23 protein-coding genes and 1 tRNA gene are annotated in these 24,694 nt (G+C 60.0%); 14 read left to right on the top strand and 10 right to left on the bottom strand.

Features of this window, described 5'->3' with window-relative positions:
* Positions 1-56: 56 nt before the first annotated feature.
* The 8 genes from NW828_RS07405 to NW828_RS07370 all read right to left on the bottom strand — a co-directional run bounded on the left by NW828_RS07405 (position 57) and on the right by NW828_RS07370 (position 5,252).
* A complete protein-coding gene (locus NW828_RS07405; protein ID WP_414373906.1) occupies positions 57-512 on the bottom strand; it encodes a NifX-associated nitrogen fixation protein in 456 nt (151 codons plus the stop codon).
* Positions 509-925, bottom strand: a complete 417-nt coding sequence (nifX, locus tag NW828_RS07400; RefSeq protein ID WP_414382919.1) for a nitrogen fixation protein NifX — start codon at positions 923-925, stop codon at positions 509-511. The genes NW828_RS07405 and nifX overlap by 4 nt, the downstream gene beginning before the upstream one ends.
* 81 nt (positions 926-1,006) lie before the next feature.
* On the bottom strand, positions 1,007-2,344 hold the full coding sequence (nifN, locus tag NW828_RS07395) for a nitrogenase iron-molybdenum cofactor biosynthesis protein NifN (protein WP_414382917.1): 1,338 nt from the start codon (positions 2,342-2,344) through the stop codon (positions 1,007-1,009).
* Entirely contained in the window at positions 2,344-3,738 is a 1,395-nt protein-coding gene (nifE, locus tag NW828_RS07390; protein ID WP_414382915.1) for a nitrogenase iron-molybdenum cofactor biosynthesis protein NifE, read from the bottom strand. The genes nifN and nifE overlap by 1 nt, the downstream gene beginning before the upstream one ends.
* The gene (locus NW828_RS07385; RefSeq protein ID WP_011430660.1) at positions 3,729-4,088 is read right to left on the bottom strand and encodes a Mo-dependent nitrogenase C-terminal domain-containing protein; all 360 of its coding nucleotides are present in this window, start codon (positions 4,086-4,088) and stop codon (positions 3,729-3,731) included. The genes nifE and NW828_RS07385 overlap by 10 nt, the downstream gene beginning before the upstream one ends.
* 3 nt (positions 4,089-4,091) lie before the next feature.
* Positions 4,092-4,316: a DUF2949 domain-containing protein gene (locus NW828_RS07380; RefSeq protein WP_011430659.1), complete on the bottom strand. Its 225-nt coding sequence runs from the start codon at positions 4,314-4,316 to the stop codon at positions 4,092-4,094.
* 42 nt (positions 4,317-4,358) lie between these two features.
* Positions 4,359-4,904, bottom strand: coding sequence for a ferritin-like domain-containing protein (locus tag NW828_RS07375; RefSeq protein WP_414355669.1), 546 nt, complete (start codon positions 4,902-4,904; stop codon positions 4,359-4,361).
* Between the two features lie 54 nt (positions 4,905-4,958).
* Entirely contained in the window at positions 4,959-5,252 is a 294-nt protein-coding gene (locus NW828_RS07370) for an Asr1405/Asl0597 family protein (protein ID WP_414351575.1), read from the bottom strand.
* Positions 5,253-6,012: 760 nt separating this feature from the next.
* On the opposite strand from NW828_RS07370, the gene nifB reads away from it, so the two are divergent.
* The 13 genes from nifB to NW828_RS07305 all read left to right on the top strand — a co-directional run bounded on the left by nifB (position 6,013) and on the right by NW828_RS07305 (position 18,176).
* The gene (nifB, locus tag NW828_RS07365) at positions 6,013-7,449 is read left to right on the top strand and encodes a nitrogenase cofactor biosynthesis protein NifB (protein WP_414382913.1); all 1,437 of its coding nucleotides are present in this window, start codon (positions 6,013-6,015) and stop codon (positions 7,447-7,449) included.
* A 23-nt stretch (positions 7,450-7,472) separates the two neighbouring features.
* The gene (gene fdxB, locus NW828_RS07360; RefSeq protein WP_414373898.1) at positions 7,473-7,766 is read left to right on the top strand and encodes a ferredoxin III, nif-specific; all 294 of its coding nucleotides are present in this window, start codon (positions 7,473-7,475) and stop codon (positions 7,764-7,766) included.
* 34 nt (positions 7,767-7,800) lie between these two features.
* On the top strand, positions 7,801-9,000 hold the full coding sequence (gene nifS, locus NW828_RS07355) for a cysteine desulfurase NifS (protein ID WP_414382911.1): 1,200 nt from the start codon (positions 7,801-7,803) through the stop codon (positions 8,998-9,000).
* A gap of 56 nt (positions 9,001-9,056) precedes the next feature.
* On the top strand, positions 9,057-9,995 hold the full coding sequence (gene nifU, locus NW828_RS07350) for a Fe-S cluster assembly protein NifU (RefSeq protein ID WP_414382909.1): 939 nt from the start codon (positions 9,057-9,059) through the stop codon (positions 9,993-9,995).
* 277 nt (positions 9,996-10,272) lie between these two features.
* A complete protein-coding gene (gene nifH, locus NW828_RS07345) occupies positions 10,273-11,151 on the top strand; it encodes a nitrogenase iron protein (protein WP_414382907.1) in 879 nt (292 codons plus the stop codon).
* Between the two features lie 96 nt (positions 11,152-11,247).
* A complete protein-coding gene (gene nifD / locus NW828_RS07340; protein ID WP_414332071.1) occupies positions 11,248-12,711 on the top strand; it encodes a nitrogenase molybdenum-iron protein alpha chain in 1,464 nt (487 codons plus the stop codon).
* A 65-nt stretch (positions 12,712-12,776) separates the two neighbouring features.
* The gene (nifK, locus tag NW828_RS07335; protein ID WP_414382905.1) at positions 12,777-14,312 is read left to right on the top strand and encodes a nitrogenase molybdenum-iron protein subunit beta; all 1,536 of its coding nucleotides are present in this window, start codon (positions 12,777-12,779) and stop codon (positions 14,310-14,312) included.
* A gap of 253 nt (positions 14,313-14,565) precedes the next feature.
* Positions 14,566-15,753 (top strand): homocitrate synthase, encoded by a 1,188-nt coding sequence (gene nifV, locus NW828_RS07330; protein WP_414382903.1) that lies wholly within the window; start codon positions 14,566-14,568, stop codon positions 15,751-15,753.
* Positions 15,743-15,892 (top strand): hypothetical protein, encoded by a 150-nt coding sequence (locus tag NW828_RS07325; RefSeq protein WP_011432085.1) that lies wholly within the window; start codon positions 15,743-15,745, stop codon positions 15,890-15,892. Before nifV ends, NW828_RS07325 begins: the two co-directional genes overlap by 11 nt.
* Positions 15,889-16,152 carry a nitrogen fixation protein NifZ gene (locus NW828_RS07320; protein WP_011430646.1) on the top strand — a complete coding sequence of 88 codons (264 nt, stop codon included), beginning with the start codon at positions 15,889-15,891 and terminating at the stop codon, positions 16,150-16,152. The genes NW828_RS07325 and NW828_RS07320 overlap by 4 nt, the downstream gene beginning before the upstream one ends.
* Complete coding sequence (nifT, locus tag NW828_RS07315) at positions 16,149-16,349, top strand: putative nitrogen fixation protein NifT (RefSeq protein WP_011430645.1); 201 nt, start codon at positions 16,149-16,151, stop codon at positions 16,347-16,349. Before NW828_RS07320 ends, nifT begins: the two co-directional genes overlap by 4 nt.
* Positions 16,350-16,700: 351 nt before the next feature.
* The gene (locus tag NW828_RS07310) at positions 16,701-17,936 is read left to right on the top strand and encodes an OFA family MFS transporter (RefSeq protein ID WP_414382901.1); all 1,236 of its coding nucleotides are present in this window, start codon (positions 16,701-16,703) and stop codon (positions 17,934-17,936) included.
* A 156-nt stretch (positions 17,937-18,092) separates the two neighbouring features.
* Positions 18,093-18,176, top strand: a tRNA-Leu gene (locus NW828_RS07305).
* Here NW828_RS07305 and NW828_RS07300 read toward each other — a convergent pair.
* Positions 18,177-20,360, bottom strand: a complete 2,184-nt coding sequence (locus NW828_RS07300; protein ID WP_414382899.1) for a glycosyltransferase 61 family protein — start codon at positions 20,358-20,360, stop codon at positions 18,177-18,179.
* A 193-nt stretch (positions 20,361-20,553) separates the two neighbouring features.
* On the opposite strand from NW828_RS07300, the gene NW828_RS07295 reads away from it, so the two are divergent.
* Positions 20,554-23,247, top strand: a complete 2,694-nt coding sequence (locus NW828_RS07295) for a phycobilisome rod-core linker polypeptide (RefSeq protein ID WP_414382897.1) — start codon at positions 20,554-20,556, stop codon at positions 23,245-23,247.
* A 62-nt stretch (positions 23,248-23,309) separates the two neighbouring features.
* Here NW828_RS07295 and ruvB read toward each other — a convergent pair whose 3' ends face one another.
* On the bottom strand, positions 23,310-24,446 hold the full coding sequence (ruvB, locus tag NW828_RS07290; protein WP_011430641.1) for a Holliday junction branch migration DNA helicase RuvB: 1,137 nt from the start codon (positions 24,444-24,446) through the stop codon (positions 23,310-23,312).
* Positions 24,447-24,694 lie beyond the last annotated feature (248 nt).

Raw genomic sequence — 24,694 nt, 5'->3', positions numbered from 1 at the left:
CTCCTAATTGCTGAAGAAAAAGAAGAAAAAATGGCTGCCGGGACGGAGACAAGCGGCTACAGTCGGCCCACCTCAGGGTAGGTTCGGGCCAGTTGGATCCCTTTGTCGATAAGGGCAGTAGCTTTTTCAGTGAGCTGTTCGAGAGACTCGAAACCGAAGCGATGGGCGTCTCGCAGGGTGTTGACCACCAACAACAACCGCCCTGAGAAGACCAGCACCCAACCAAAGCCTTCGCTGTTGAGATCCAGCACCACCTGAGCTAGGAGGCCCGTTTCCTTTTCAATCAGGGCGGCAATGGCGCGGTAGTAGATGAGAATGCGGCTCCGCACCCCGGGATCCACCTCCCCTTCGAGGGATATCTGGCGCTTCTGGGCTTTGGTGACGACAAAGGGCTTGAGCAGCAACTCATCACTCCAGGCGCGGTAGGTGCCGTAGGGATCCGCCGCCCGCATCTGGCGAACGATCTCTTGCAAGATGGGGCTGGTCGAGGGAGAGAGAGGGGTGACGGTCATGGCTGAGCCTCCACAACTGGAGTTGAGGACTCCGGTCTGCTGACGCGCTCGGCCAAGAGCACTTTGCGCAGCCAGGGGGGAGGATTGTGCAGGGTGGATACCAGGCGCTGCAGCAAGCTCTCGATGGGTTCTTCCTCCGACTGCACTTTGATGGGGGTGATGCGGCGGTTGATCAGGCGGGCGGCGGCACTGCTGCCAATGGCAGCCACGTAGATGAGGGTGACATCGGCCAAAGCCTGTAGCTTGGGCACCAGCTTGTCCTCGTTGCCGTCTGCCTCCAAGTTGCCCCCAAAGGTAAGGGTTTTGCAGAAGCGGTAGCCTTCGGGGGTGACTTCGTAGATGTCAATCTGGTTGGCCCAACCAAAGTGGGCGTTGACGTGCTTGCCGTCGCGGGTTGTAAAGGCCACTTGCATGAGGGTTCTCCTTAGAAACGTGAACTTGAGGGTTTGGGGGAGCTAGGGGCACTTGGGCTGCCCTTCGAAGCTCTGGATCCCTTAGAATCCCTGCCTAGAAACCTGGGGTGGGCTGGGGTGACGGGCTTCCTCCTGCTCCATCAGCAGGTTGCCAACGGCAAACAGTTGGGATAGGGTGCCGCGATAGCCCACCTGACAGATGTGGTTGGCCCCCAGCCGGTCGAAGATAGGGATCCCCATTCGATGCACTGGGATCCCCAGCCGCTTGCCCAGGCGCGCCACGTGGGAGTTGCCCACCAGCAGGTCAGCCCCGGGTGCTAGCTCCTCCAGATCCCCCAGATCCCCCACCCGCACCGCCTCAATGGGAAGGGTGCTCAAGTGGGGATCCGGTGTGGGACTGATGGCCGCCTGGATCTGACAGCCCATATCCAGCAGCCAGTCCACCCACCCCCAGAGCAGATCGGCTTCTAGGGCCAAGGCAATCCGCTGGTTGCCGAAGAAAAAGTGGCAGTCCAGGAGGGCATCCTGGACTTGGCTGCGCTGGCGGCGGTAGCGCAGGGGCACCGGCTGTTGGCTGTAGTCGGCCAAGGTTGCCAAAAAGGGATCCACAGCCTTGAGACCGGTCAGGTGGGGGAAAACCCGATAGGGGGTGCCAAAGCGCTGGGCCAGGATCTGAGCGGCAGGGCGCATGCTCTCCCCAATGGCCAAGGTGAGGCCGGATCGCCCCAGCTGCCGCAGTTGCTCGAGGCTGGTGCCGCCGTCCGGGGTTGCCCTAAAGCCAGTGCCCAAGTGGCCATCTAGGGAGCCTGAGAGATCCGGCACCAAGATTGGCTCCAGGCCAAAAGCTTCCACCATTTCCTTGATCTCCTGGGCATCGGCGGGGGTGAGGGCAGGCCCGCACAGCACCGTTACCTGAGCAGGGTGGACGGATCCCGACGGCGATTCCGGCAGGGTGCTGACCAAGCTGTTGACGGCGATGGCATAGCCGTCCTGCAGGGATCCCTTAAAGTCAGGCGTGGAGGCCAAGACGATGGGCAGATCCTGCAATTGCGGCTGGCGTCGGCGCAGCTCCCGCAGGATGCGCGGCATATCGTCCCCGCGGGTTTCCGTGAGGCCGGTGGTCAGAAGACCAATCAGCTCCGGCTGGGCCTTCTCCACCAAGGTGAGGATGGCAGCTTCGACATTCTCCTCCCCCCCCAAGATGGTGTCCACTTCGGACATGGCAGTGGTGGACATGGGAATGGCCTCGCGGAAATGACGTACCAGCAGCGCTTTGGCAAAGGCCGTACAGCCTTGGGAACCGTGGAAGAGCGGCAGACAGCCCTTGATCCCCAGAAAGGCCAGGGCCGCTCCCAGCGGAGCGCTGAGTTTGAGGGGGTTGACGCTGAGAGGCTTGCGTTCTTGGATGAGCTGGGCCATCATCCCACCTCCTCTTCGGCTGGAGTCTCCCAGGGGGCAGGCCGTCGCAACTGCTCCCAGATGGGGCTGTGGAGGGCGGCATCGATCTCCCGCGCCAAGTTCACCAGGCCGCGATAGCCGGCATAAGCGTGGTGCCGCTCCTGGTTGATGTCCAGAAAGGGGATGCGGGCCTTGAGGGCGGTGTACTGGTTGCGTCCGCCGGCGATGAGCAAGTCCGCTTTCGTGCGCTCCACCACCTTGAGCAGCTCTTGAGGGCTGCCCTTGTCCAAGAGAATGCCATCCTGGCCGAGCAGCTCGCGGATGCGGGCTTTGTCTTCTTCGGTGCTTTTGCGGGTGCTGGTGGCCGTTACCTGCATCCCCAGATCTCGGGCAGCAGAGATGATCGACCAACTTTTCACGCCGCCGGTATAAAGGACAACTCGTTTGCCCGCCAGCCGCTGCCGGTAGGGGGCCAAAGCCGCCTCGGTGGCGCGAGTTTCCCGCTCGATGAGGGCCTCGGTACGCTCCTGCAGTTCGGGATCCTTCAGCCCTTGGGCAATGGCCCGTAGGCAGTGGTTCATCTCCTGCAGCCCGTAAAAGGAAGCCTCAATGTAGGGGATCCCGTAGCGCTCCTGCATCTTGCGGCCCACATTGAGCAGGGCTTTGGCGCAGATGAGGACGTTCAGCTTGGCCCGGTGGGCGGTACAGATCTCGCGGTAGCGGCCATCGCCGGTGATCTTGGCCAAGATGCGGATCCCCAGCTCGTCAAACAGAGGCAAGACATCCCACAGCTCGCCGGCAATGTTGTACTCGCCGATGAGGTTAATGTCGCGGGGAGTGGTGTACTCCGGGGAGGCGGTGCCGATAACATAGTCCAGCAGGGCTTCTCCGGCCAGACGGTTGCCTAGGTTTTTGCTGCCCACAAAGCCGGGCGCATTCACCGGAATGACCGAGATCCCAAGCTGGCGGCTGGCCCGCTGACACACGGCCTCCACATCGTCGCCAATGAGGGCAGTTACACAAGTGAGATAGACAAAAATGGCGGCAGGCTGGTATTTGGCCTGCAAGTCAAGGATGGCCTGGAACAGCTTCTCCTCCCCTCCGAAGATGATCTCGTTCTCGCTCAGATCGGTGGTGAAGCCCACCTGATAGAGTCGGGAGCCGGAAGAGAGGCTGCCCCGCGTCCCCCAAGAGTTGCCGCTGCAGGCGATCGGTCCATGCACCAGATGGGCGGCATCGGCGATCGGCACCAGGGCAATCGAAGCCCCGTCAAAGGCACAGCCTCCCTGCGCTCCTCCTGGCTTGGCTTGCTCGGCACAGACTTTGTTTTTGCCTTTGCCGTCTTTCTTGTGGTTGTGCTCGCAGGCGGTCTCGTTGAGCAGCTCCGCCACTTTAGTCCGGCTGATCAAGGGCATGATGGGATCTCCTGAGAAGAGGGGGGCTGGGGTTGAGCCGCAGCTTCGGCCAGATAAGCCGCCGCCCGTAGCCGCAGGGCGATGATCTCCTCGTAGAGGGGGTTGATGCGACAGAGGGCCGGAATGTGGACGGTGCGGGATCCCAGTCGGATATCCCGCTCAAAGGGGCAGGAAGCCGGGATCAAACGGCAAATCCAACGCGCCTGCCGGGATCCCCGAATTTCAATGCTGTTGAGCCAGCGGCGCGGCCACTTCAGGGCGGATCTGAAAATTGAGTTCAAAACCAGGCCGAGCCATCCCAAAGGGTTGCCGACTCTGGGAAAGGGAAGAGAAGGGTAGGGATAAGTCATGGCTTAAACCTCCGAATGGGTAGAATTGGTAACAAGAGGAGGGGGAGCACACCATTCAAAAATCTGCTCCAGTTGCTCCAAGGAAATCAGCCCGTAATGCCAAAGAATCATGGGCAAAGGGCCCTGTTCACACCCATGCCGTTTCAGGGCGAAGGTGAGGGCGGATTCCGGGATCCCAAGCTCAACTTGCAAAAACTGCAGCAGCGGCGCCCGATCGGGGGTAAGCATGGCAGAGTCTCCCAAAACGAGAGGTGGGCGTGAATGGGCAGGCTAGGGTGGGGACAAGCCCAAAACCAAGCTGTCGGCAGCGAGAAAGTGGGCCAGGTGAAAGGCCCGTTCTTCTGTCTGCAGCAAAATCTGCTCGTAGAGGTGACGGGTGGCGCGATCCCCAACACTTTCCGCCAGAGCCGCCTGGCGACGCAGCAGATCGATCAGGCTTTGCTCGGCCCGCAAATCCGCTTCCAGCATGGGCCGCACGGCCAATGCATCGTCCCCTTCCGGGCTGAAGCAGCACAGCTCCGCCAGCTTGGCAAAGCTGGAGGCCGGGATCCCACCTAGGCCGTTCAGGCGCTCCCCCACCTCATGGGCGTGGTTCTGAACTTCCTGTAGACTTTCGTTGAAAAATTGGTGAATTGAGTAGAACTCTGCTCCTTCCACAACCAGATGGTGCTTCAGATACTGCAAATACAGCCCCTGAAGACTGGCCCAAGCCAGGTTGAGGCCCTCGCAGATGGGAACCGTGATCTCCCGTCCCAGGTGAACGGGGTTGTCTCGGACTTGTTGGAAGGAGCGAGTTGAGGGGGATGGAGTGGTCATTGGCGCTACCAAAACGAGGTGAACAGGAGAAGCAAGAAGGCAAACGGCGGAGGTTCAGGGTCGGTCGTCCCATCCCGAATGTCTCTCAGGGGGATCCCAGGTCTGGAGAGACCAGCAGCGATCCAACCAACTCAGCCAGCCAGAGCGGTTGAGGGTGAAAAGGCGGAGCACACTGTGGACGAGGAGGGCTTCGGTGGGGGTGCGAATCATCACCCACAGTTGGCCGGTCGGGGTACAGCCACAGGTCAAATCCAGCTCCTGCAGACGGTAGAGAATCCGCCAGCGATCGCAACGGGGCACCTGCAGCACTTCAGCCGTTTTCGGTGGGGGAGAAACAAGGGGGGACATAAGCTCACCGGTTGGGAAGCAGGGGGCGAGTCTCAACAGAGGGGCAGAACCGTTGGGTTTCTGTTCCCCCGCTTATAGCAAGCGGCTGCGGTGGCTCAGGCTTGGCAGCGGGCGATCAGGATTGATTGAGTTATTGCCGATGTACTCAAACCCTGGAAGCTTGGCCCAGAGGGCAAAAAAAGTTTTTCTGAGGGCAGGGGGTTGAGTCTTTTGCCCGCAGGGATCCGGTATTTTTGGGGAAGGGTATGGGTATTTGAGCGAGTACATCCCCCCTGTCACAACAAGAAAGTCCGACGGCCTGCCGCCGCAATAGTCTTCACTTTCTTGGCGAGGATTTTGCCCCAGGGGGATCTTTCCTCAAACTCAAACGGCTATTTTCAATACACTTTTGGGCTGATACGATATTAAATCGTAGCAATTGATGCAAAACGCAGCCGAGGCTGCGGCGCTTGAGTGCATCTGAGCAGATTTTTAGTATTTCTTAAGCATTGCCCCAAGCCCTTGTCGAATCAGGGATTCCGGGGATCCTCCCCACAGCCGGATCCCCCGCCCCTTTGGGTCAAAATACGGCATCCCCGGCCTTGAAAAACCAGACCCTTGACCCCTAAAAAAAGTTGGATTTGGCCTGCCATCAGGCTTTGCAGGTCTTGAGTACAAAGCCAATAAACTCGATCAGTTCTACCGGGCTGAGTGCAACGGAGCGGGCAGAGGGCGGTTGATATAACCGCCAGTAACGTTCTATCCCCTGGTTGACCCCACTATGCCGCCCCTTTCAACTCCGCCCCGCCAGGGATCCCCTTCCCCATCGGCCTGCGCTTGCAGCAGCAGCCCCCGCCAGGCCCTCCCCCCTCATCTGCAGCAGCGCATCGCCACCCATCCCTGCTACAGCGAAGCGGCTCACCATCACTACGCCCGCATGCACGTGGCGGTAGCCCCCGCCTGCAACATCCAGTGCAACTACTGCAACCGCAAGTTCGACTGTGCCAACGAGAGCCGGCCCGGTGTGGTCAGCGAGCTGCTTACCCCGGCGGAAGCCGCCCACAAAGTGCTGGTGATTGCCGGCAAGATCCCGCAACTGACGGTGGTGGGCATTGCTGGGCCTGGGGATCCCTTGGCCAACCCCAAGCAAACCTTCGAGACCTTTGCCCGCATTGCCGAGAAAGCTCCGGATCTCAAGCTTTGCCTTTCCACCAACGGCCTGATGTTGCCGGACTACATCGACGAGATCAAACGGCTGAACATCGACCACGTCACCCTGACCATCAACATGGTGGATCCAGAGATCGGAGCCAAGATCTACCCCTGGATCCGCTGGCGGCGCAAGCGCATTCGAGGGGTGGAGGCAGCCCGCATCCTGCACGAACGGCAGATGGAAAGCCTGGATCTGCTGCGGGAGGCAGACATCCTCTGCAAAGTCAACTCCGTTCTCATTCCCGGCATCAACGACACCCACCTCTTGGAAGTGAACCGGGTGATCCAGGAGAAAGGGGCTTTCTTGCACAACATCATGCCCCTGATCTCGGCGCCTGAACACGGCACCTACTTCGGCCTCATCGGCCAGCGGGGCCCCACCCCTCAGGAATTGAAAGCCCTGCAAGATCGGTGCTCCGGCAACATGCGGATGATGCGCCACTGTCGCCAGTGTCGGGCGGACGCGGTGGGCCTTCTGGGGGAAGACCGCAGCCAAGAGTTCACCAAGGAGCGCTTTATGCAGATGACCCCCGAGTACGACCCCGAAAAACGCCGCCAGGTACAGGCAAGCATTGCCCAACTGCAAGCTCAGCAGCAGGCAGCCCCGACCCACTGGACAGCCGACCTGCCTCCCGACAGCCCCTCCATCCTGGTGGCCGTGGCCAGCAAAGGCGGTGGCTTGGTCAATCGCCACTTCGGCCATGCGCGGGAGTTTTTGATCTACGAGGTCAACGCCCGTGGGGCGCAGTTTGTCGGCCACCGCAAGATCCCGCAGTACTGCCACGGGGGATCCGGCGAGGACAACAACCTAGAGCAAATTCTGGATCTCATCCGGGATTGCCGAGCTGTATTGGTCTCCAAGATCGGCGATTGCCCCATGAAGCGCATCCGCGAGGCCGGCATCGAAGTGGTGGAAGACTACGACCTCATTGAAACGGTGGCCCTCAAGTTTTACCGCACCTGGTTGGTCAACCAGACCTTGGACAGCAAATCTCCCCGATCCTAAAAATCTCGCTTTGGAGCTTGGCTATGGCTACTGCAACTGCTCTCACCAAAGGCGGACTGCCCTGGATCCCACAGTTTATCGAAAGCCTGGATATCACCCGCTGCCTCGGCTGTAGCCGTTGCCTCAAAGTCTGTGGCCGTGGTGTGTTTGCCCTCAGAGCCCTCAACGAAGACGGCGAGTTTGTCGACAACGAAGAGGAAGAGGAAAGCGAGCGTAAGGTGATGACCATCCTCAACGCTGCCCTCTGCATCGGCTGTCAGGCTTGCGCCCGCATTTGCCCAAAGCAGTGCCATTCTCACGCTCCGCAAGCCGTTTAACTTTGCCCAACCCCTATCTTGTACCGGAGCCTGTATGAACCCTGTGATCTACCTGGACAACAACGCCACCACCGCTGTGGATCCCCTGGTTCTGGAGGCGATGCTGCCCTATTTGCAGACCTTCTACGGCAACCCCTCCTCGATGCACAGTTTTGGCGGCCAGGTGGGGCGTGCCCTCAACCAAGCCCGCGAACAGGTGGCAGCCCTTCTGGGAGCCGACCCGACGGAGATCGTCTTCACCAGTGGCGGCACCGAAGGCAACACCACGGCCATTTATGCAGCCTTGGCAGCCCAACCCCAGAAGCGCCACATCATCACCACGCAGGTAGAGCACGCCTCGGTGCTCAACGTCTGCAAGCACCTGGAAAAACAAGGCTACCGCGTCACCTACCTCTCGGTGGATGAGCAGGGCCGCCTGGACTTGCTGGAGTTGGAAGCAGCCCTGACCGGCAATACTGCCCTGGTGAGCTGCATGGCCGCCAACAACGAGACGGGCGTGCTTTTCCCCATCGAGGCAGTGGGATCCCTGGCCCGCAGCTATGGGGCTGTTGTCCATGTGGACGCAGTACAGGCGGTGGGCAAGATCCCTCTCGATCTGCAGCGCCTGCCGGTGGATCTCCTCACCCTTTCCGGGCACAAGCTGCATGCCCCCAAGGGGATCGGCGCCCTCTATGTGCGGCGGGGCTTTCGCTTCCGTTCTCTGTTGCTGGGAGGACATCAAGAGCGGGGCCGTCGCGCCGGAACGGAAAATGTGCCGGGCATCATCGCCCTGGGCAAGGCAGCGGAGCTGGCCCAAGCCCACCTGGGGGATCCCCAGGAGCGGCTGCTGCGGGATCGCTTGGAGCAGGGCTTGCTACAGCGGATCCCGGATGTCCAGGTTAACGGCCACCCCACTCAGCGGCTGCCCAACACCACCAACTTGGGCTTCAAGTTCGTGGAAGGGGAAGCGATCCTCTTCTGGCTGAACAAATACGGCATCTGCGCCTCCTCCGGCTCCGCCTGCACTTCCGGATCCCTGGAGCCCTCCCATGTGCTGCGGGCCATGCGCCTGCCCTACACCGTTTTGCACGGCTCGATCCGCTTCAGCCTCTCCCGCTTTACCCAGCCGGCAGAGGTGGAGCGGGTGCTGGAGGTTTTGCCGGGGATCATTGAGCATTTGCGGGCCATCTCCCCCTTCAGCCACGAGGCGGAAGACTGGCTGCAACAGCAGGAACGGGAACTGGCTCGCCGCTGACCCCCCTCAAACTCATCTTCCCTCGACCGTTCGCATCCTCAACTCAGGATCCAGCCATGTGGGACTACAGCGAAAAAGTTTTGGAACTCTTCTACCACCCCAAAAACCAAGGGGCGATGGATCCCAGCTCCGAGCCTGGTGTTCGGGTGGTGGTGGGAGAAGTGGGCAGCATCACCTGTGGCGATGCCCTGCGGCTCTACTTAAAGGTGGACGAGGCCAGCGAGCGCATCTTGGCTGCCAGCTTCCAAACCTTCGGCTGCACCAGCGCCATTGCCTCTTCCTCGGCCCTGACGGAGCTAATCACCGGCCTCACCCTGGATGAAGCCCTGCAGATCGACAACCGCCAGATCGCCGATTACCTGGGCGGCTTGCCCCCCGCCAAGATGCACTGCTCGGTGATGGGGCAAGAGGCTCTGGAGGCAGCCATCTACAGCTATCGCGGCCTTCCTCTGCCTGACCACACGGATGATGACAGCGCTTTGGTCTGCTCCTGCTTTGGCGTCAGCGAGCAAAAGATCCGCCGCTTGATCCGGGAAAACCACCTCACCTCCGCTGAGGAAGTAACAGCCTACAGCAAAGCGGGCGGCGGTTGTGGCTCCTGCCTGGCCCAGATTGAAGACCTGATTGCCGCTGTTCTGGCCGAGACTGACGCAACCCCTTCAGAAGATTCAAGAAATTCAAAAGGGAACTCCCAAAACCAGACAGAGCCCTCTCCTGCTGCTCCCCCTCCTGTCTCGGCAACAGCGACACCCCCTCCCCTCACCACCTTGCAAAAGATCGCCCGCATTCAGGCCGTCCTAGACGAGGAAGTTCGCCCGCTGCTGTTGGCCGATGGCGGCGATGTGGAGCTGTACGACCTGGAAGGGGATCAGGTGTGGGTACGCCTCAAGGGATCCTGCACCACCTGCCCCAGCCAGCAAAACACGCTGCGGTTGCTCATCGAAACCCGCCTGCAAGAACAGGTGTGGCCCACCTTAACCGTGCATGCCCTCTAGTTGCCCATTCTCGATAAGCCTGAGAGCCCTATGATCTGCCCCACTGTTACTCCCCGTCGCTTCCCCCATCTCCTGCCTCGATTCGGGAGAGCCCCACCGTTCAACCGGTTTGCTTTTGGATTCCAAGGGATCCAAGGCTGCCTTCCCGCGAGCTGAAATCCTTTGCAGTAAGGATCCCGTCTCGCTAATGCGACCAGTTGCGCCCATTGGCAAGAGATTTCTAACCCTTAAGTCGCCCTCAAGTTTTTCCTCAAGTCTTCATTAGGAGAACTGAACCATGAGACAAATTGCATTCTACGGCAAAGGCGGTATCGGCAAATCCACCACCTGTCAGAATACCGTTGCCGGTATGGCCGAATTGGGACAGCGGATCATGATCGTCGGCTGCGACCCGAAAGCCGATTCCACCCGCCTCATGTTGCACTGCAAAGCCCAGACCACCGTCCTTCACCTGGCTGCTGAGCGGGGATCCGTAGAAGACGTGGAGCTGGAAGAAGTGGTTCTCACCGGCTACCGAGGGGTGCGCTGCGTGGAATCCGGTGGCCCCGAGCCTGGTGTTGGCTGTGCTGGACGAGGCATCATCACCGCCATCAATTTCTTGGAAGAAAACGGTGCCTACGAGGATCTGGACTTTGTCTGCTACGACGTGCTGGGGGACGTGGTCTGCGGCGGTTTTGCCATGCCCATTCGGGAGGGCAAGGCCCAAGAGATCTACATTGTTTGCTCCGGCGAAATGATGGCCATGTATGCGGCCAACAACATCGCCCGCGGCGTGCTGAAATACGCCTACTCTGGCGGCGTGCGCTTGGGTGGCTTGATCTGCAACAGCCGCAAAGTGGATCGCGAGATCGAGCTGATCGAAGCTCTGGCCGAAAAGCTCAACACCAAAATGCTGCATTTCATCCCCCGCGACAATGTGGTTCAGCACGCAGAATTGCGCCGCATGACGGTGATCGAGTACTCCCCCGACTGCAACCAAGCTGACGAGTATCGGGCCTTGGCCAAAAAGATCATCAACAACACGGATCTGAGGATCCCCACCCCTATCTCTATGGATGAGCTGGAACAGTTGTTGATCGAGTTCGGCATTTTGGACGACGACCAGAAAATCGCCCACCTCATCGGCAAAACCGAAAAAGAGTTGGCCCCAGTGTGAACTTAAAGATGGGCTGGGGGTGGATCCCTTCCTCCCTCGGCCCTCGGTTCCCCCTAGTTTCTTTCTCAAAAAAATCCAGTAGATGAGGCTCTTCCCATGACTACTCCAAAAAGCGCCCTCAAAGAGGAAAACCGAAAAGTTATTGCAGAAGTTCTGGAAACCTATCCGGAAAAGGCCAAGCAAAAGCGAGCCAAACACCTCAACGTCTACGACAAGGGCAAAACGGATTGCGGAGTAAAGTCCAACATCAAGTCGATCCCCGGCGTCATGACCACCCGCGGCTGTGCTTACGCCGGTTCCAAAGGAGTGGTGTGGGGGCCGGTCAAAGACATGATCCACCTCAGCCATGGCCCCGTGGGCTGCGGCTACTACTCCTGGTCGGGACGGCGCAATTACTACGTGGGAATCACCGGGGTGAACACCTTCGGCACCATGCAGTTCACCTCCGATTTTCAGGAGCGAGATGTGGTGTTCGGGGGGGACAAAAAACTGGCCAAACTCTTGGTGGAAGCCAGCGAACTCTTCCCCTTGGCCAAAGGCATTACCATCCAGTCCGAATGCCCCGTCGGCTTGATCGGGGATGACATCGAGGCAGTGGCCAAGAGAGTTTCCAAAGAAATTGGCAAGCCGGTGGTACCGGTGCGCTGCGAAGGCTTTCGGGGGGTCTCCCAGTCCCTGGGCCACCACATCGCCAACGATACGGTGCGGGACTGGGTTCTGCCCATTGCCGACAAGAAAGCCAAGGAGGGATCCCTCAACTTTGAGCCCGGCCCTTATGATGTGGCCCTGATTGGGGACTACAACATCGGCGGCGACGCCTGGTCTTCCCGGATTTTGCTGGAAGAGATGGGCCTGCGGGTAGTGACCCAGTTCTCCGGCGATGGCACCTGGAACGAGATGTTGCTTGCCCCCCGGGTAAAGCTGAATCTCATCCACTGCTACCGCTCCATGAACTACATCTGCCGCCACATGGAGGAAGCCTACGGGATCCCCTGGCTGGAGTTCAACTTCTTTGGCCCCACCCAAATTGCCAAATCCCTGCGGGCCATCGCCCAGCGGTTTGACGAGACCATCCAGGCCAAGGCAGAGCAGGTGATCGCCAAGTACAAGCCCCAGAGCGAGGCCATCATTGCCAAGTATCGTCCCCGCCTCGAGGGCAAACGGGTGATGCTGATGGTGGGCGGACTGCGACCCCGCCACGTCATCCCGGCCTTCCGGGAGCTGGGCATGGAGGTGATTGCCACCGGCTACGAATTCGGCCACGGCGACGACTACAAGCGCACCACCCAGTACATCGACGATGGCACCCTCATCTACGATGACGTGTCCGGCTACGAGTTTGAAGAATTTGCCAAGAGGTTGAAGCCAGATCTCATCGCCTCCGGCATCAAGGAGAAGTACGTCTTTCAAAAGATGGCTTTGCCCTTCCGCCAGATGCACTCTTGGGACTACTCCGGCCCCTACCACGGCTACGACGGCTTTGCCGTGTTCGCTCGCGATATGGATTTGGCTTTGAATAGCCCCACCTGGGATCTGGTCAAAGCCCCCTGGAAATCCTAGCTTGCCGCCGGGATCCCAAACGCGAACGGCCCTTCCTTCCCCTGCCCCTCATTAGGAGACCGACCATGCCGCAAGATATCCAAGACATCAAAGATCACGCCCGCCTGTTTCAAGATCCGGAATATCAGGCGCTTCTGCAGTGCAAGCAAACCTTTGAAGATCTCCCTTCCCCGGAAGAAGTGGCCCGGGTGGCCGAATGGACAAAATCTTGGGAATACCGGGAGAAGAACTTTCAACGGGAGGCCCTGACGGTAAACCCCGCCAAAGCCTGCCAACCCTTGGGGGCCATCTTCGCCGCTGTCGGCTTCGAGGGAACTTTGCCCTTCGTCCATGGATCCCAGGGGTGTGTGGCCTATTTTCGCACCCATCTCACCCGCCACTTTAAGGAGCCCTTTTCGGCGGTCTCCACCTCGATGACGGAAGATGCGGCGGTGTTTGGCGGCCTCAAAAACCTAATCGAGGGACTGGAAAATGCCTACGCCCTCTACAAACCCAAGATGATCGCCGTGTGCACCACCTGCATGGCAGAGGTGATCGGGGATGACCTGGGGGCCTTCATCACCACGGCCAGAAATGAGGGAGTGATTTCCCGCGACTTCCCGGTGCCCTACGCTCACACGCCAAGCTTTGTGGGATCCCACATCACCGGCTACGACAACATGCTCAAGAGCATTCTCAGCACCCTCACCGAGCCGGTGGGCAGCACGGGTAGCAATGGCTACATCAACGTCATCCCCGGTTTCGATACCTACATGGGCAACTTGCGGGAGATCAAGCGCATCTTCGGCTTATTCGGGATCCCGCTGACCCTGCTGGCGGACAACTCCGACTATTTGGATTCGCCCAACGACGGCACTTTCCACATGTATCCCGGAGGAACCCCTTTGGAGGCGGCTGCCCAATGCCTCAACGCCGAGGCTACTTTTTCCTTCCAGCGCTACACCACGCCCAAGACCCTGGAGTTTCTAGCAGAGGCCTCGGGTCGGCCCACCCTGACGGCGCGGCCAGTGGGTATTCGGGGCACGGATGAGTTTTTGATGCAGCTATCCCAGTTAACGGGCAAGCCCATTCCCGCCGAGCTGGAGATCGAACGGGGCCGGGCGGTGGATGCTTTCACGGACTCCCAAGCGTGGATCCACGGCAAGCGGGTAGCCCTGTATGGGGATCCGGATCTGGTGATGGGCTTGCTCAGCCTGTTGCTGGAGCTGGGGGCCGAGCCGGTGCATGTGGTGGTGACCAACAGCAACGAGGAGTTCGAAGCCGAGGCGCGGGCACTGCTGGCCTCCAGTCCCTATGGACAGGGGGCAACCGTCTGGGGGGGCAAGGATCTCTGGCATCTGCGCTCTCTGATGTTCACCGAGCCGGTGGATCTGCTGATCGGCAATTCCTACGGCAAATACCTGTGGCGGGATACGGGCACGCCTTTGGTGCGCATCGGCTACCCCATCTTCGACCGCCACCATCTGCATCGCTATCCCACCTATGGCTATGTGGGGGCGCTCAACCTCCTTAACTGGATTGTCAACACCATTCTGGATGAGGCAGATCGGCGCAGCATCATCCCCGGCAAAACCGACATCTCCTTCGACTTAATTCGTTGATGGCCAGAGCAGCGGGATCCCAAAGGCCGGACTTTGTCGGACTTTGTCAAGGATCCCCTGCTCCAAAGACTCCACCCCGCTAAGAGGAACAGCCAAGCCTTACAGGAATCTGATGAATTCTGCGGCAACTTGGTTGAGCTTTCTACCCTGGACATGATTGCCCTGACGCAACCGGGGTCCCGCTAGCGGTGCGGAGCACCATCGACGGTTACCGATTGCCTAGGCGGGCCGTAGGTCTTGGAGGATGGATCCCATGAATTCCTCTATCACCATCAACGACACCACCCTACGCGATGGGGAGCAAGCGGCAGGGGTAGCCTTCCAAATCCCCGAGAAAATCTCCATTGCTGCCCTCTTGGATGCCATTGGCGTGCCCGAGATCGAGGTGGGGATCCCGGCCATGGGCGCTGTGGAAACGGAAGCCATTCGCGCCATGCTCAGCCTGGGGCTGCGGGCTCAGCTGCTGGGCTGGAACCGGGCTGTGCCCAGCGATATCCTCGCCTCTATTCGTTGCGGCCTCAAGCGGATCCACATCTCCGTGCCGGTCTCGGATCGGCAAATCGCTGCCAAGTTCCAAGGGGATCGCCCTCGGCTGCTGCGACAGTTGCGCCAATGCGTGGAGATGGCCTTGGAGCAAGGGCTGTGGGTCTCGGTGGGGGCAGAAGATGCCAGCCGCACCCCCCTGGAGCAGGTCATCGAGCTGGCCCAAATGGCCCAGAGCTGGGGCTGTCGGCGCTTCCGCTACTGCGATACGGTGGGCATTTTGGATCCTTTTAGCACCTACAAGCAGATTCGCCGTCTGGTGCGGGCCATCGATATCCCTGTGGAGATGCATACCCACGACGACCTGGGCATGGCCACTGCCAATGCCTTAGCCGGGATCCGCGCCGGCGCTCAGTCGGTGAACACCACCGTCAACGGCTTGGGGGAACGGGCCGGCAATGCCCCCTTGGAAGAGGTGGTGATGGCTTTGCGCTACACCTTGGGGATCGACGTTGGGGTGGATACCTGCCGTCTGCGGGAGCTGTCTCAACAGGTGGCACGGGCCAGCGGTGCTCCCCTCCCCCCCTGGAAGGCCATCGTCGGTGACAACGCCTTTGCCCACGAGTCGGGCATTCATGCGGCGGGAGTGCTACGGGATCCCCAGACCTATGAGCCTTTCCCACCAGAAGCCGTGGGCGGCCAGCGGCGGCTGGTGTTGGGCAAACACTCCGGCCGGCATTTGCTGCTGCAGATCCTCAAGGAACAGGGGATCCCTGTCGAGCAGATCCCACCTGGCCAACTGGAAAAGCTCCTGGAACAGGTGCGGCAGCACGTCACCCACTGCAAGCATCCGATCCCACCGGCGGAACTGGCCCGTTATTGCCGCGCAACGCTGACGCAATGGGCGCAACACACTCCAGAACCCATCCCAGAGGAGAGCCATCCCGATGTTGTCTAACCGCTTGTCCGGAAAGGAAACTTCCAAATCTCAGGCCATTTTGGCAGCCGTGTCTCGACGGGCGCGCCAAGTAGGCCGCAGCCTAACCCGCCAAGAGCTTTGTCAGGTGCTGGCAGAAATCACAGGAGGTACCCCATGAGCGACGAACTGGAGCTGGATCGCCCTCCCCAATTTGAGCTGGGCGACAAAGTCCGCATCCGTAAGGTCATCCGCAACGATGGCACCTTCTTCGGCCAGCCGGTGGGGAAAATCTTGGCCGTTCCGGGCGATGAAGGTTACGTGATTTCCATTGGCACCTTTCTACAACGGTTTTACGTCTATGCCGTCCACTGCTTGGCCAAAGGCTTGGTGGTGGGGTGCCGTGCCCAAGAGCTGGAACTTGTGGAGAAAGGGCTATGAAAGTCATCCTGCACGAAAGTGCCTACGGGCATTTGATGGTCTACGTTCCCAAAAAAGATCTGGAAGAATCGGTTGTGGCCACCCGTTCAGAGGCCGGGGAAACCATTTTCACCTTGAGCAACGGTTGGGAATTGTCCATCCCGGAGCTGCCGGAGCCTTTGTCTCTGCCCAAGACGGTAGAGGCCAAACGCCTCTAGCCAACGGTTGGCTGAACAATTCAAGCAATTCTATTCCTATCGGCTCATCCTCGAAAGGGCTGAGAGAATGGGTTGAACTCAGCTGTGACATACTCCCATCGCTGACCCTACAGGTACAGCGTGGGCTTCGCGCTTTATCGGGGAGCCTTCGCAAGAACCCTCCACGCGCAGACACGGAATGCCCTACCGCGTAGTTGTACCAGATTCCGGCAACGCCGTTTTGTACAACTACTCTCATCATACACCATGTGGGGGTATCTGTATCCCGACACTGATGCTACGGTTACAGTGCGGGGCTTAGCTACCCCACGCCCCCACAAGCTAACAAGCTCCAAATACCCATGAAAAGGGTTGGATCCCCCATTACATAGACAACCAGCCTATGGAGGGAGATGGCTTTTTATCCTCCTGGGGCTCCTGGTTCTTCTTTGCCTGGGAACCGTCTATTCCTGGAGCATTTTCCGCAAGCCCCTGGAAACAGAGCTGGGGATCGGGGCCAGTGAGAGCCTGCTGCCCTACACCGTTGCCCTCGTGTTTTACGCTACCCTCATGCCCATCACAGGGTTTGTCATCCCCCGCTGGGGATCCCGCCGAGTACTGGCTCTGGGGGGCAGCTTGGTGGGCCTGGGCTATGGGCTGGCCAGCTTCGCCCCCTCCATTGGGTGGATTGCCCTCTGCTATGGAGTCATTGCCGGCAGCGGTGTGGGAATAGCCTATGGAGTGCCAATGGCCGTGGCAGCCCGTTGGTTCCCGGATCGCAAGGGATTGGCCGTGGGATCCACCATTGTCGGCTTTGGCCTATCTCCCCTGCTCACTGCTCCCCTGGCCAACTGCCTGATCGAGGCACTGGGGGCTCGGCCTACGCTGCTGATTTTGGGGATCCTCTTTGCAGCGGTGATCTTGGGGATCGCAACCCAACTGAGATTTCCTCCCCCCGATTGGATCCCTTCCCCATCTTTTCCAAGAAAATCCACGGACAGCCCAGATCACCCTCTACCGGCTTCTAGGCGCTCTCTCCCTCTGCTGAGAAACCCCTCCTTCTATGGCCTGTGGATCTGCTACGCCATCGGCACTCTGATCGGTTTAAGCGCCATTGGGATTTCCGGCCCCGTGGGGGAAGAGCTGATCGGCCTGGATCCCCCTGCGGCTGCCAACAGTGTGGCTCTCTTCGCCATTTTCAACGGGCTCAGCCGTCCTCTGTTTGGCTGGTTGGCCGATCGATTACATCCCCATCAGGTCACTACGGGCTCCTATGGGCTGATCCTGCTGGCCTGTGGGCTAATGCTCCTGCCTCCTCAGGGATCCCTTCTGGCCTACTGGGTAGCCTTTTCCTTGCTTTGGTTTTGCCTGGGGGGGTGGCTGGCCATGGCTCCCGCCCTGACCCTGCGCTTGTTTGATCCCGAACGCTACGCCCAGAACTACGGCATTGTGTTTACCGCCTATGGAGTTGGGGCCTTGGTGGGAACGATGATCGCGGGGCAAATTCGCGATAGGCTGGGCAGCTATAGCTATACCTTTTATGGGATGGCCGCCTTGGCGGTGGTGGGGATCTGGGTGGCCAACGTTTTTTTGAAAGAGAAGTTGTAGGAGCTTCAAGCCAGCGGGCACAGCAGGGATCCCATCAGCAGGGGCAGCAATCCCCTACTTCATACCCTCCACTGCAGGGCTGGGTGAACCAACTTAAAGACTTGCCCCCCCAAGGCAAGCAGTTTGGTAGAGTAGTACGGCTATTGCCGACAGATTGGGATCGTGGCGGAATGGTAGACGCTACGGACTTAAAATCCGTTGTTCCTCAAGAACGTGAGGGTTCGAGTCCCTCCGATCCCATCATCCCTTGATCCCTGTCTGTTCCAGCACATTCAGCAAGTCCGGGATCCGAACCCAGGCATCTTCTCGATCCAAATCGGGGCTGGAAAGAAGAGCCACCAAAGCCGGATCGCAAACAGGCGCCACCAAGGGGAAATACCTTAACCCTGCCACCTGGGCAATGATCCAAAAATAGGGGAGCACTGCATTGCTGGGCAAGATCTCGATGACAGTGGTGCCGGGTTGACAAAAGGCGAGGTTGGTTAGGCCCGCCCCGTGGATCCCGATCACCGCCTCTGCCCCTTGCATTAGGACTATTTGCTCTTGAAGAGAAAGGGTTTCCATTTGCACCGGTGCAAATCCCCAAGGGTGCAAACAGGCTAGCACCTCCGCTTCGTTGATCACCCGCCGCCAGCGGGCAGACCGACGGCTGATGTAAATCCGCCGCGGCTGCAGGGGGTCGATGGAGAAACTCGGCTGGGCCAGTTGCCGCAGCACCTCCAATCCCCTAGGCGTCAAGCACCCCACCGGAGCGCCTGCTGAGGGCACGATCAGGTTTTGGGCTTGCAGATGGGATCCCCCCAACTGCTCAAAGCTGAGGATGCGCTCGGCTGGGATCCCCAAAGCAGCCAAGCTCTGCACCTGAAAGGGCTTTCTTTGATACCCGTGGATCAAGATGGGGATGTCCTTTTCCAGGGCACCCGACCGCTGCAGGATATCGAGGGCCGGCAGAAGATCCACCATCCAGTGAAAGTAATTAACTGCCCCCAAGGGCAAAAGGGCAACGGGGCCATCCAGTGGGATCGGTGGGGGGAGATGGGGCAAGCCCAGCAGGGGGTGGTGTCGCAGGTGATCTGGCCTGTAGTCCCAGTCGAGGAACTCCGGCGGCGGCAAGCTCAGGGATAGATCGGCGAGCAATTCTCCCCGGCGGGTGAGCACCCCGCTGGCAAAGCTGGCGTAGAGGTGGCGGGGATAGTGGCCCACGTGGACGGATCCTCGGGGGATCTGGGCAACAAAGGTCTCTGCCAAGGGGATGCGCTGCGGGCGCAACTTTTGCAAAATGTCGGGATCAGCGGCAGGGGGCGCTTTTAGACAGAGAACCCCCCCTGGATCCAGCAGTTGGTAGTCCCCTTCGCCCGTGGCCTGATGCCACTGTCGGGTGGTGAGGTAGCCTTGGGTTGGCACCGGCCAGAAGTCAGTTGTAGGGGGAGTGCTCTGGGAAAAGGAGTCTGCTGGAGGGGCAACGCCTTCTGGAGCCCAACGCTGCCGCCAAGCCGAGTACAGCAGGCAATCGGGGCCCTCCCCTCTGCATGCCTGCTCCAGTCCAGACCGCAGAGGGCTTTCTCCGCCGCTGCCCTCGCACCACGCCTGCACCCAATTCCGTTCCGCTGCCACCGCTCGGCAAACCTTCTCCCAAGCCGCCTCAGGGTGATCCAGCCGCACTTCCGCTTCCGCCCAGTAGCTGTAGAGCTGCGCCGTCCCGGTGCCCCGCGCCTCAGCCGCCTGGAAACACCCCACAGCCTGAACTGGATCCCGCAGATCCAGCCACGCCAAGCCCATCTGTACCCAGGGATCCCCCCACTCAGGGCGCAGCCGCGCAGCCTCCTGCAGAGGGGAAATCGCCTCTCGCAAACGGCCCAGCTTCATCAGGGCCAAGCCCCAGCGCCAAAAACTCTCTGCCGCCGTCGGATCCCGTTGGCAAGCCCGCTCAAACCACTCCGCTGCCGCAGCCCACAGCCGGCTCCGCTCTTGGGTCAGGCCAATGCGGTGAGCAGCCAAAGCCTGGCCAGAAGACAGCTCCAGCTGTCCATCCCCCAACTCCAGAAGCTGCCGATACAGAGCTGCTGCCTGCGGCCAATGGCCCTTCTCCCACAGGCTTTCCGCCAAAGCCTGCAAGCTCCTCAGCAGGTGGTAGACGGCCTCGGATTCGGCCACCCCCCCCGCTTGCAGCATCGCCAAGCCCTCTTGCCACACCAGCTGCGCCTCCAGTTCCCGACCCAGCAGGAGACAGGCGGCTCCCAGCTCCCAATACAGCTCTGGAGAGGGGGATCCCTGCTCGAGCTGTTGCTGTAAAACCTGGGTAACGCGTTCGTAATGTCCCTGCTCCCAATCCTCAAGGAGAAAAGCGGAAGACAACAGATGGGAGGGTAGAGCTGGGTTGAGAGCCATGTCTTTGTGGATGAGAAACAGTGTTACAAACTGCAACAACCTCCCCACTCTGGGCCCGTGCCCCTAGTATTCTAGGCTTGGCTTCCCCCTCAGGGATCGGGCATCGATCCTTCTCAGCTCAGAGAGGGATGCTCCTCCAGTCGTGGGTCAGCCTCTTCACCCCCTTCGATGGCACTGTCCTCGGCCTTTGTCGGCAGTTTTTTCGATCAAAACGGAGTTTAAAAGATCGATGGGTATCAACGTATCCGCTGGCGCAGTCGTTTCCAACCCCCGTCTCTACCAAACCGTGCCTGTATCGACCATCTCCCAGGCGGAACAGCAGGATCGCTATCTGGGACGCACCGAGCTGGATCGCCTCGAGGATTTTTTCTCCAGCGGCCTGAAACGGCTAGAGATTGCCGAGGTCATTGCGGCCAATTCGGAAATCATCGTCAGCCGGGCAGCCAACCGCATCTTCACAGGGGGCTCGCCCATGGCCTATCTGGAGCGGCCAGAAGCGACCCAAGACGAGAAAGAAGCCTTCAAGCTGGGCACTGCCTTCTATGTGGAATCCACCGGCGGATTCATCGAGGCCATCCGCAACATCTTCAGCGCCAGCGGCGTGGAGATTCCCCCCAACTTCCGCCCCATCAACATCTCCCGCTACGGAGCTGCCAACATGCGCAAATCGCTGCGGGATCTGAGCTGGTTTTTGCGCTACGTCACCTACGCTTTGGTGGCCGGGGATCCCAGCATCATCGCCGTCAACACCCGCGGCCTGCGGGAGATCATCGAAAATGCCTGCTCCGCCGAGGCCACCATTGTCGCCATTCAAGAGATGAAACGGGCGGCGGCTGGCTACTTCCGCAAAGATGCCGAAGCGGTTGCCATCATCAACCAATACTTCGATGTTTTGCTGAGCGAGTTCATCGCCCCCGCCCCTTCCGACAAGCTGCGGCAGCGCAATGCCAGCACCGCCGACGGGATCCCTCTGCAAGGGCTGCAGCTACCCCAGATCTACAACTTGGCTGCCGAAAAAGTTCCCGTTTTTGCCATGAAGCCGGGGCTGTCCAACGCCGAGAAGGAAGAAGTCATCAAGGCCGCCTATCGACAGGTGTTTGAGCGGGATATCCGCCGCGCCTACGGCCTCAAGCTTTCCGACCTGGAGTCGAAGGTGAAAAACGGCGAGATCTCCATGAAGGAGTTCATTCGCCGCCTGGGCAAATCGGAGCTGTATCGCAAGCAGTTCTACGAGCCTTACATCAACAGCCGCGTCGTGGAGCTGGCCTTCCGCCACTTCCTGGGGCGGGCTCCCGAAACCCGCGAGGAAGTGCAGACCTACTTCTCCATCATCTCCAGCAAGGGTCTGGCTGGCCTGGTGGACGCCCTGGTGGATAGCCGCGAGTACGGAGACTACTTCGGCGAAGAGACGGTACCCTACCTGCGCAAGCTGGGGGTAGAAGCGCAAACCAGCGCCAACTGGGGGGCCAAATTCGACCTCTACAACTACGCTGCCCCCCGCCGCAAGGTGCCCCAGTTCATTACCCTCTTTGCCCGCTACAACCGGCCTCTGCCGGATCAGCATGCCTATGGCTCCGGCAACGACCCGCTGGAGATCCAATTTGGGGCCATCTTCCCCAAGGAAACCCGTTCCCTCAGCGCCCGCCCCGCCCCCTTCAACAAGGATGTCAAGCGCATCCTCATCCGGCGCGGCTTTGCCCTGACCAACGAGCGCACCAATCCCAGAGCAGCAGGGGATCCCGGCAGCCTTGGCCCGAAGGTTTTCAAGCTCACCCAGACTCCGGGAGATCGCAGCCGGCGGCTAGGGGTGCGGGCGGGGATTGTTGGCAGCGAAGTCTCGACGCAAGCGGTGATCCGCGCCTGCTACCAACAGGTATACGGCTATGTGCCCTACGAAGGCCAACGGCTGACCCGCTGGGAGATCAAGCTGGAGTCGGGGGAAATTCCCGTCAAAGAGTTTGTGCGCCAACTGGCCAAGTCGGATCTCTTCCGCAACAAGTACTGGTCCAGCTTGTATGTCTGCAAAGCCATCGAGTTTATCCACCGCAAGCTGCTGGGCCGACCCACCTACGGGCGCCAGGAGATGAACCGCCTATTTGACATCGCCTCCAAGCAGGGGTTCTACGCGGTGGTGGATGCCATCTTGGACGGCGAGGAGTACCAGCGGGTCTTCGGGGAAGATATCGTGCCCTACGAGCGCTACCTCACCCCCGGCGGCCTGGCGCTGCGGCGGATGCGCCCCGGCTCCACCGACATGGCAGTGACCAAGCCCATTCGCACCGACGACGACATCCCTCTCTTTGTCAAGTTGGGTCAGCCTCGGGATATGCCTTCCGGCGAGCTGGAAATCCAGCGGCGGGCCCAGCAGGGGGTGCCCAAGGTACGCCAAGAGATCCCTGTCTTCAAGCTCACCAGCCTGGCCAACAAAGCGGAAGTCAACAACCTCATCCGCGCCGCCTACCGGCAGGTCTTCGAGCGGGATATGGACATCTACAACATCAGCGCCGAGCTCAGCTCTGCCGAGTCCAAGCTGCGCAACGGCGAGATCACCGTCAAGGAGTTCATCGAGGCCCTGGGGTGTTCCGAGCTGTACCGCTCCGAGTTCTATGCCCCCTATCCCAACACCAAGGTGATCGAGCTGGGCACCAAGCACTTCCTGGGCCGTGCTCCTCTCAACCAGCAGGAGATCCGCAAGTACAACCAGATCTTGGCCACCCAGGGGGTGAAAGCCTTTGTGCGCGCCCTGCTGAACACCCAGGAGTATCGGGATCTCTTCGGCGAGGACACGGTGCCCTATCGCCGCTTCCCCACCTTGCCGGCGGCCAACTTCCCCAACACGCAGGAGCTGTACGGTCGCCTTACCAAGCAAAACCGCGAGCTGGTGGTGCCCAGCTTCAGCCCTGTGGGCAATGACCGTAGCTAGATGGGGCTCTCAACTGCTCTCTTTCTTGTGAGAGAGGGGTCGGGGGTGAGGGGAGAGACGAGTTAGCTCCACAGAGGCAGAGGAGACTGGGCTTCATAGCCCAGATGCCGTAGCGCAGCAGGGGTAACCACTCGACCCCGGGGCGTGCGCTGCAGGTAGCCGATCTGCAGCAGATAAGGCTCATACACTTCTTCAATGGTTTGGGGATCCTCACCCGTCACCGCGGCCATCGTCTCCAAGCCAACCGGCCCTCCACCGAACTGCTCCACCAGCACCGTCAGCAGCTTGCGATCGATCCAATCCAAACCCATGGGATCCACCTGGAACAGCTCCAGAGCGGCTGCTGCCACTTCTTGGCTAATGTGGCCATCCCCTCGCACCTGGGCGTAATCTCGCACCCGCTTGAACAGGCGGTTGGCAATGCGGGGCGTGCCCCGAGAACGGCGGGCGATCTCTGCAGCCCCTTCTGGATCGGTGGAGACATTTAAGAGGCGAGCCGTGCGCAGCACGATCTGCACCAGCTCGTGAGGCTCGTAAAAGCGCAGCCGTTGCACGTGGCCAAAGCGATCCCGCAGCGGAGAAGTGAGGGCGCCAATGCGGGTTGTGGCCCCGATGAGGGTAAAGCGTTCCAAGGGCAGAGAGGTGATGCGAGCAGAGCGACCTTTGCCAATGGTGATATCAAGACGAAAATCCTCCATCGCCGGATAGAGCAATTCTTCTGTAACCTTGGGCAGGCGGTGGATCTCGTCAATAAACAACACATCCCCCCGCTTCAAGCGCACCAAATACCCAGCAATGTCGCGGGGGCTCTCCAAAGCCGGCGCGGTGGTCATGTAGAACTGGGATCCCATTTCTGCCGCCAGCACTGCTGCCACCGTGGTTTTGCCTAGACCAGGCGGGCCGTAGAACAGCAGGTGATCCAGAGGCTCTTGGCGAGCGCGGGCCGCCGCAATGGCAATGGAGAGCACTTCTTTAAGTTCCGTCTGGCCAATATATTCCGCTAGGGTGCGCGGGCGCAGGGATTCTTCCTGGGCTTCGCCAGGGTGGGCTTGCGGCTGCAACAGAGCAGAGGGATCCGCTCCCCTTTCCCCAGCAAAGCTCAACTCTCTGCCTTCTTTTCTCCAGGCTGAAGACTTTTGCTGCCGCCGCTTGGGGCCCTCAGCGTTCTGGCCTGTATCCCGAGAAGAAATGATTGCCATATCCCTAAGTCACAGAGGCAATGGCCCCAATTTAACTCTAGAAAAGCTCTGGGAAAGATCACCCCAGCAAAGAGAACAAAAAAATCCCCCAGACCAAGCCGGGGGATCCACCAATGCTGTTGAAGCGTCAGGTCAGGCCATCAGCCACGCACCGCAGGCGCTACCTCCACCGCCGCCAAATCCAGCGGGAAGTTGTGCGCATTCCGCTCGTGCATCACTTCCATCCCCAGGTTCGCCCGGTTCAGCAC

Source organism: Synechococcus sp. W55.2 (assembly GCF_047461635.1).
Lineage (GTDB): Bacteria > Cyanobacteriota > Cyanobacteriia > Thermostichales > Thermostichaceae > Thermostichus.
This window is presented reverse-complemented; position numbering and strand designations above follow the sequence as displayed.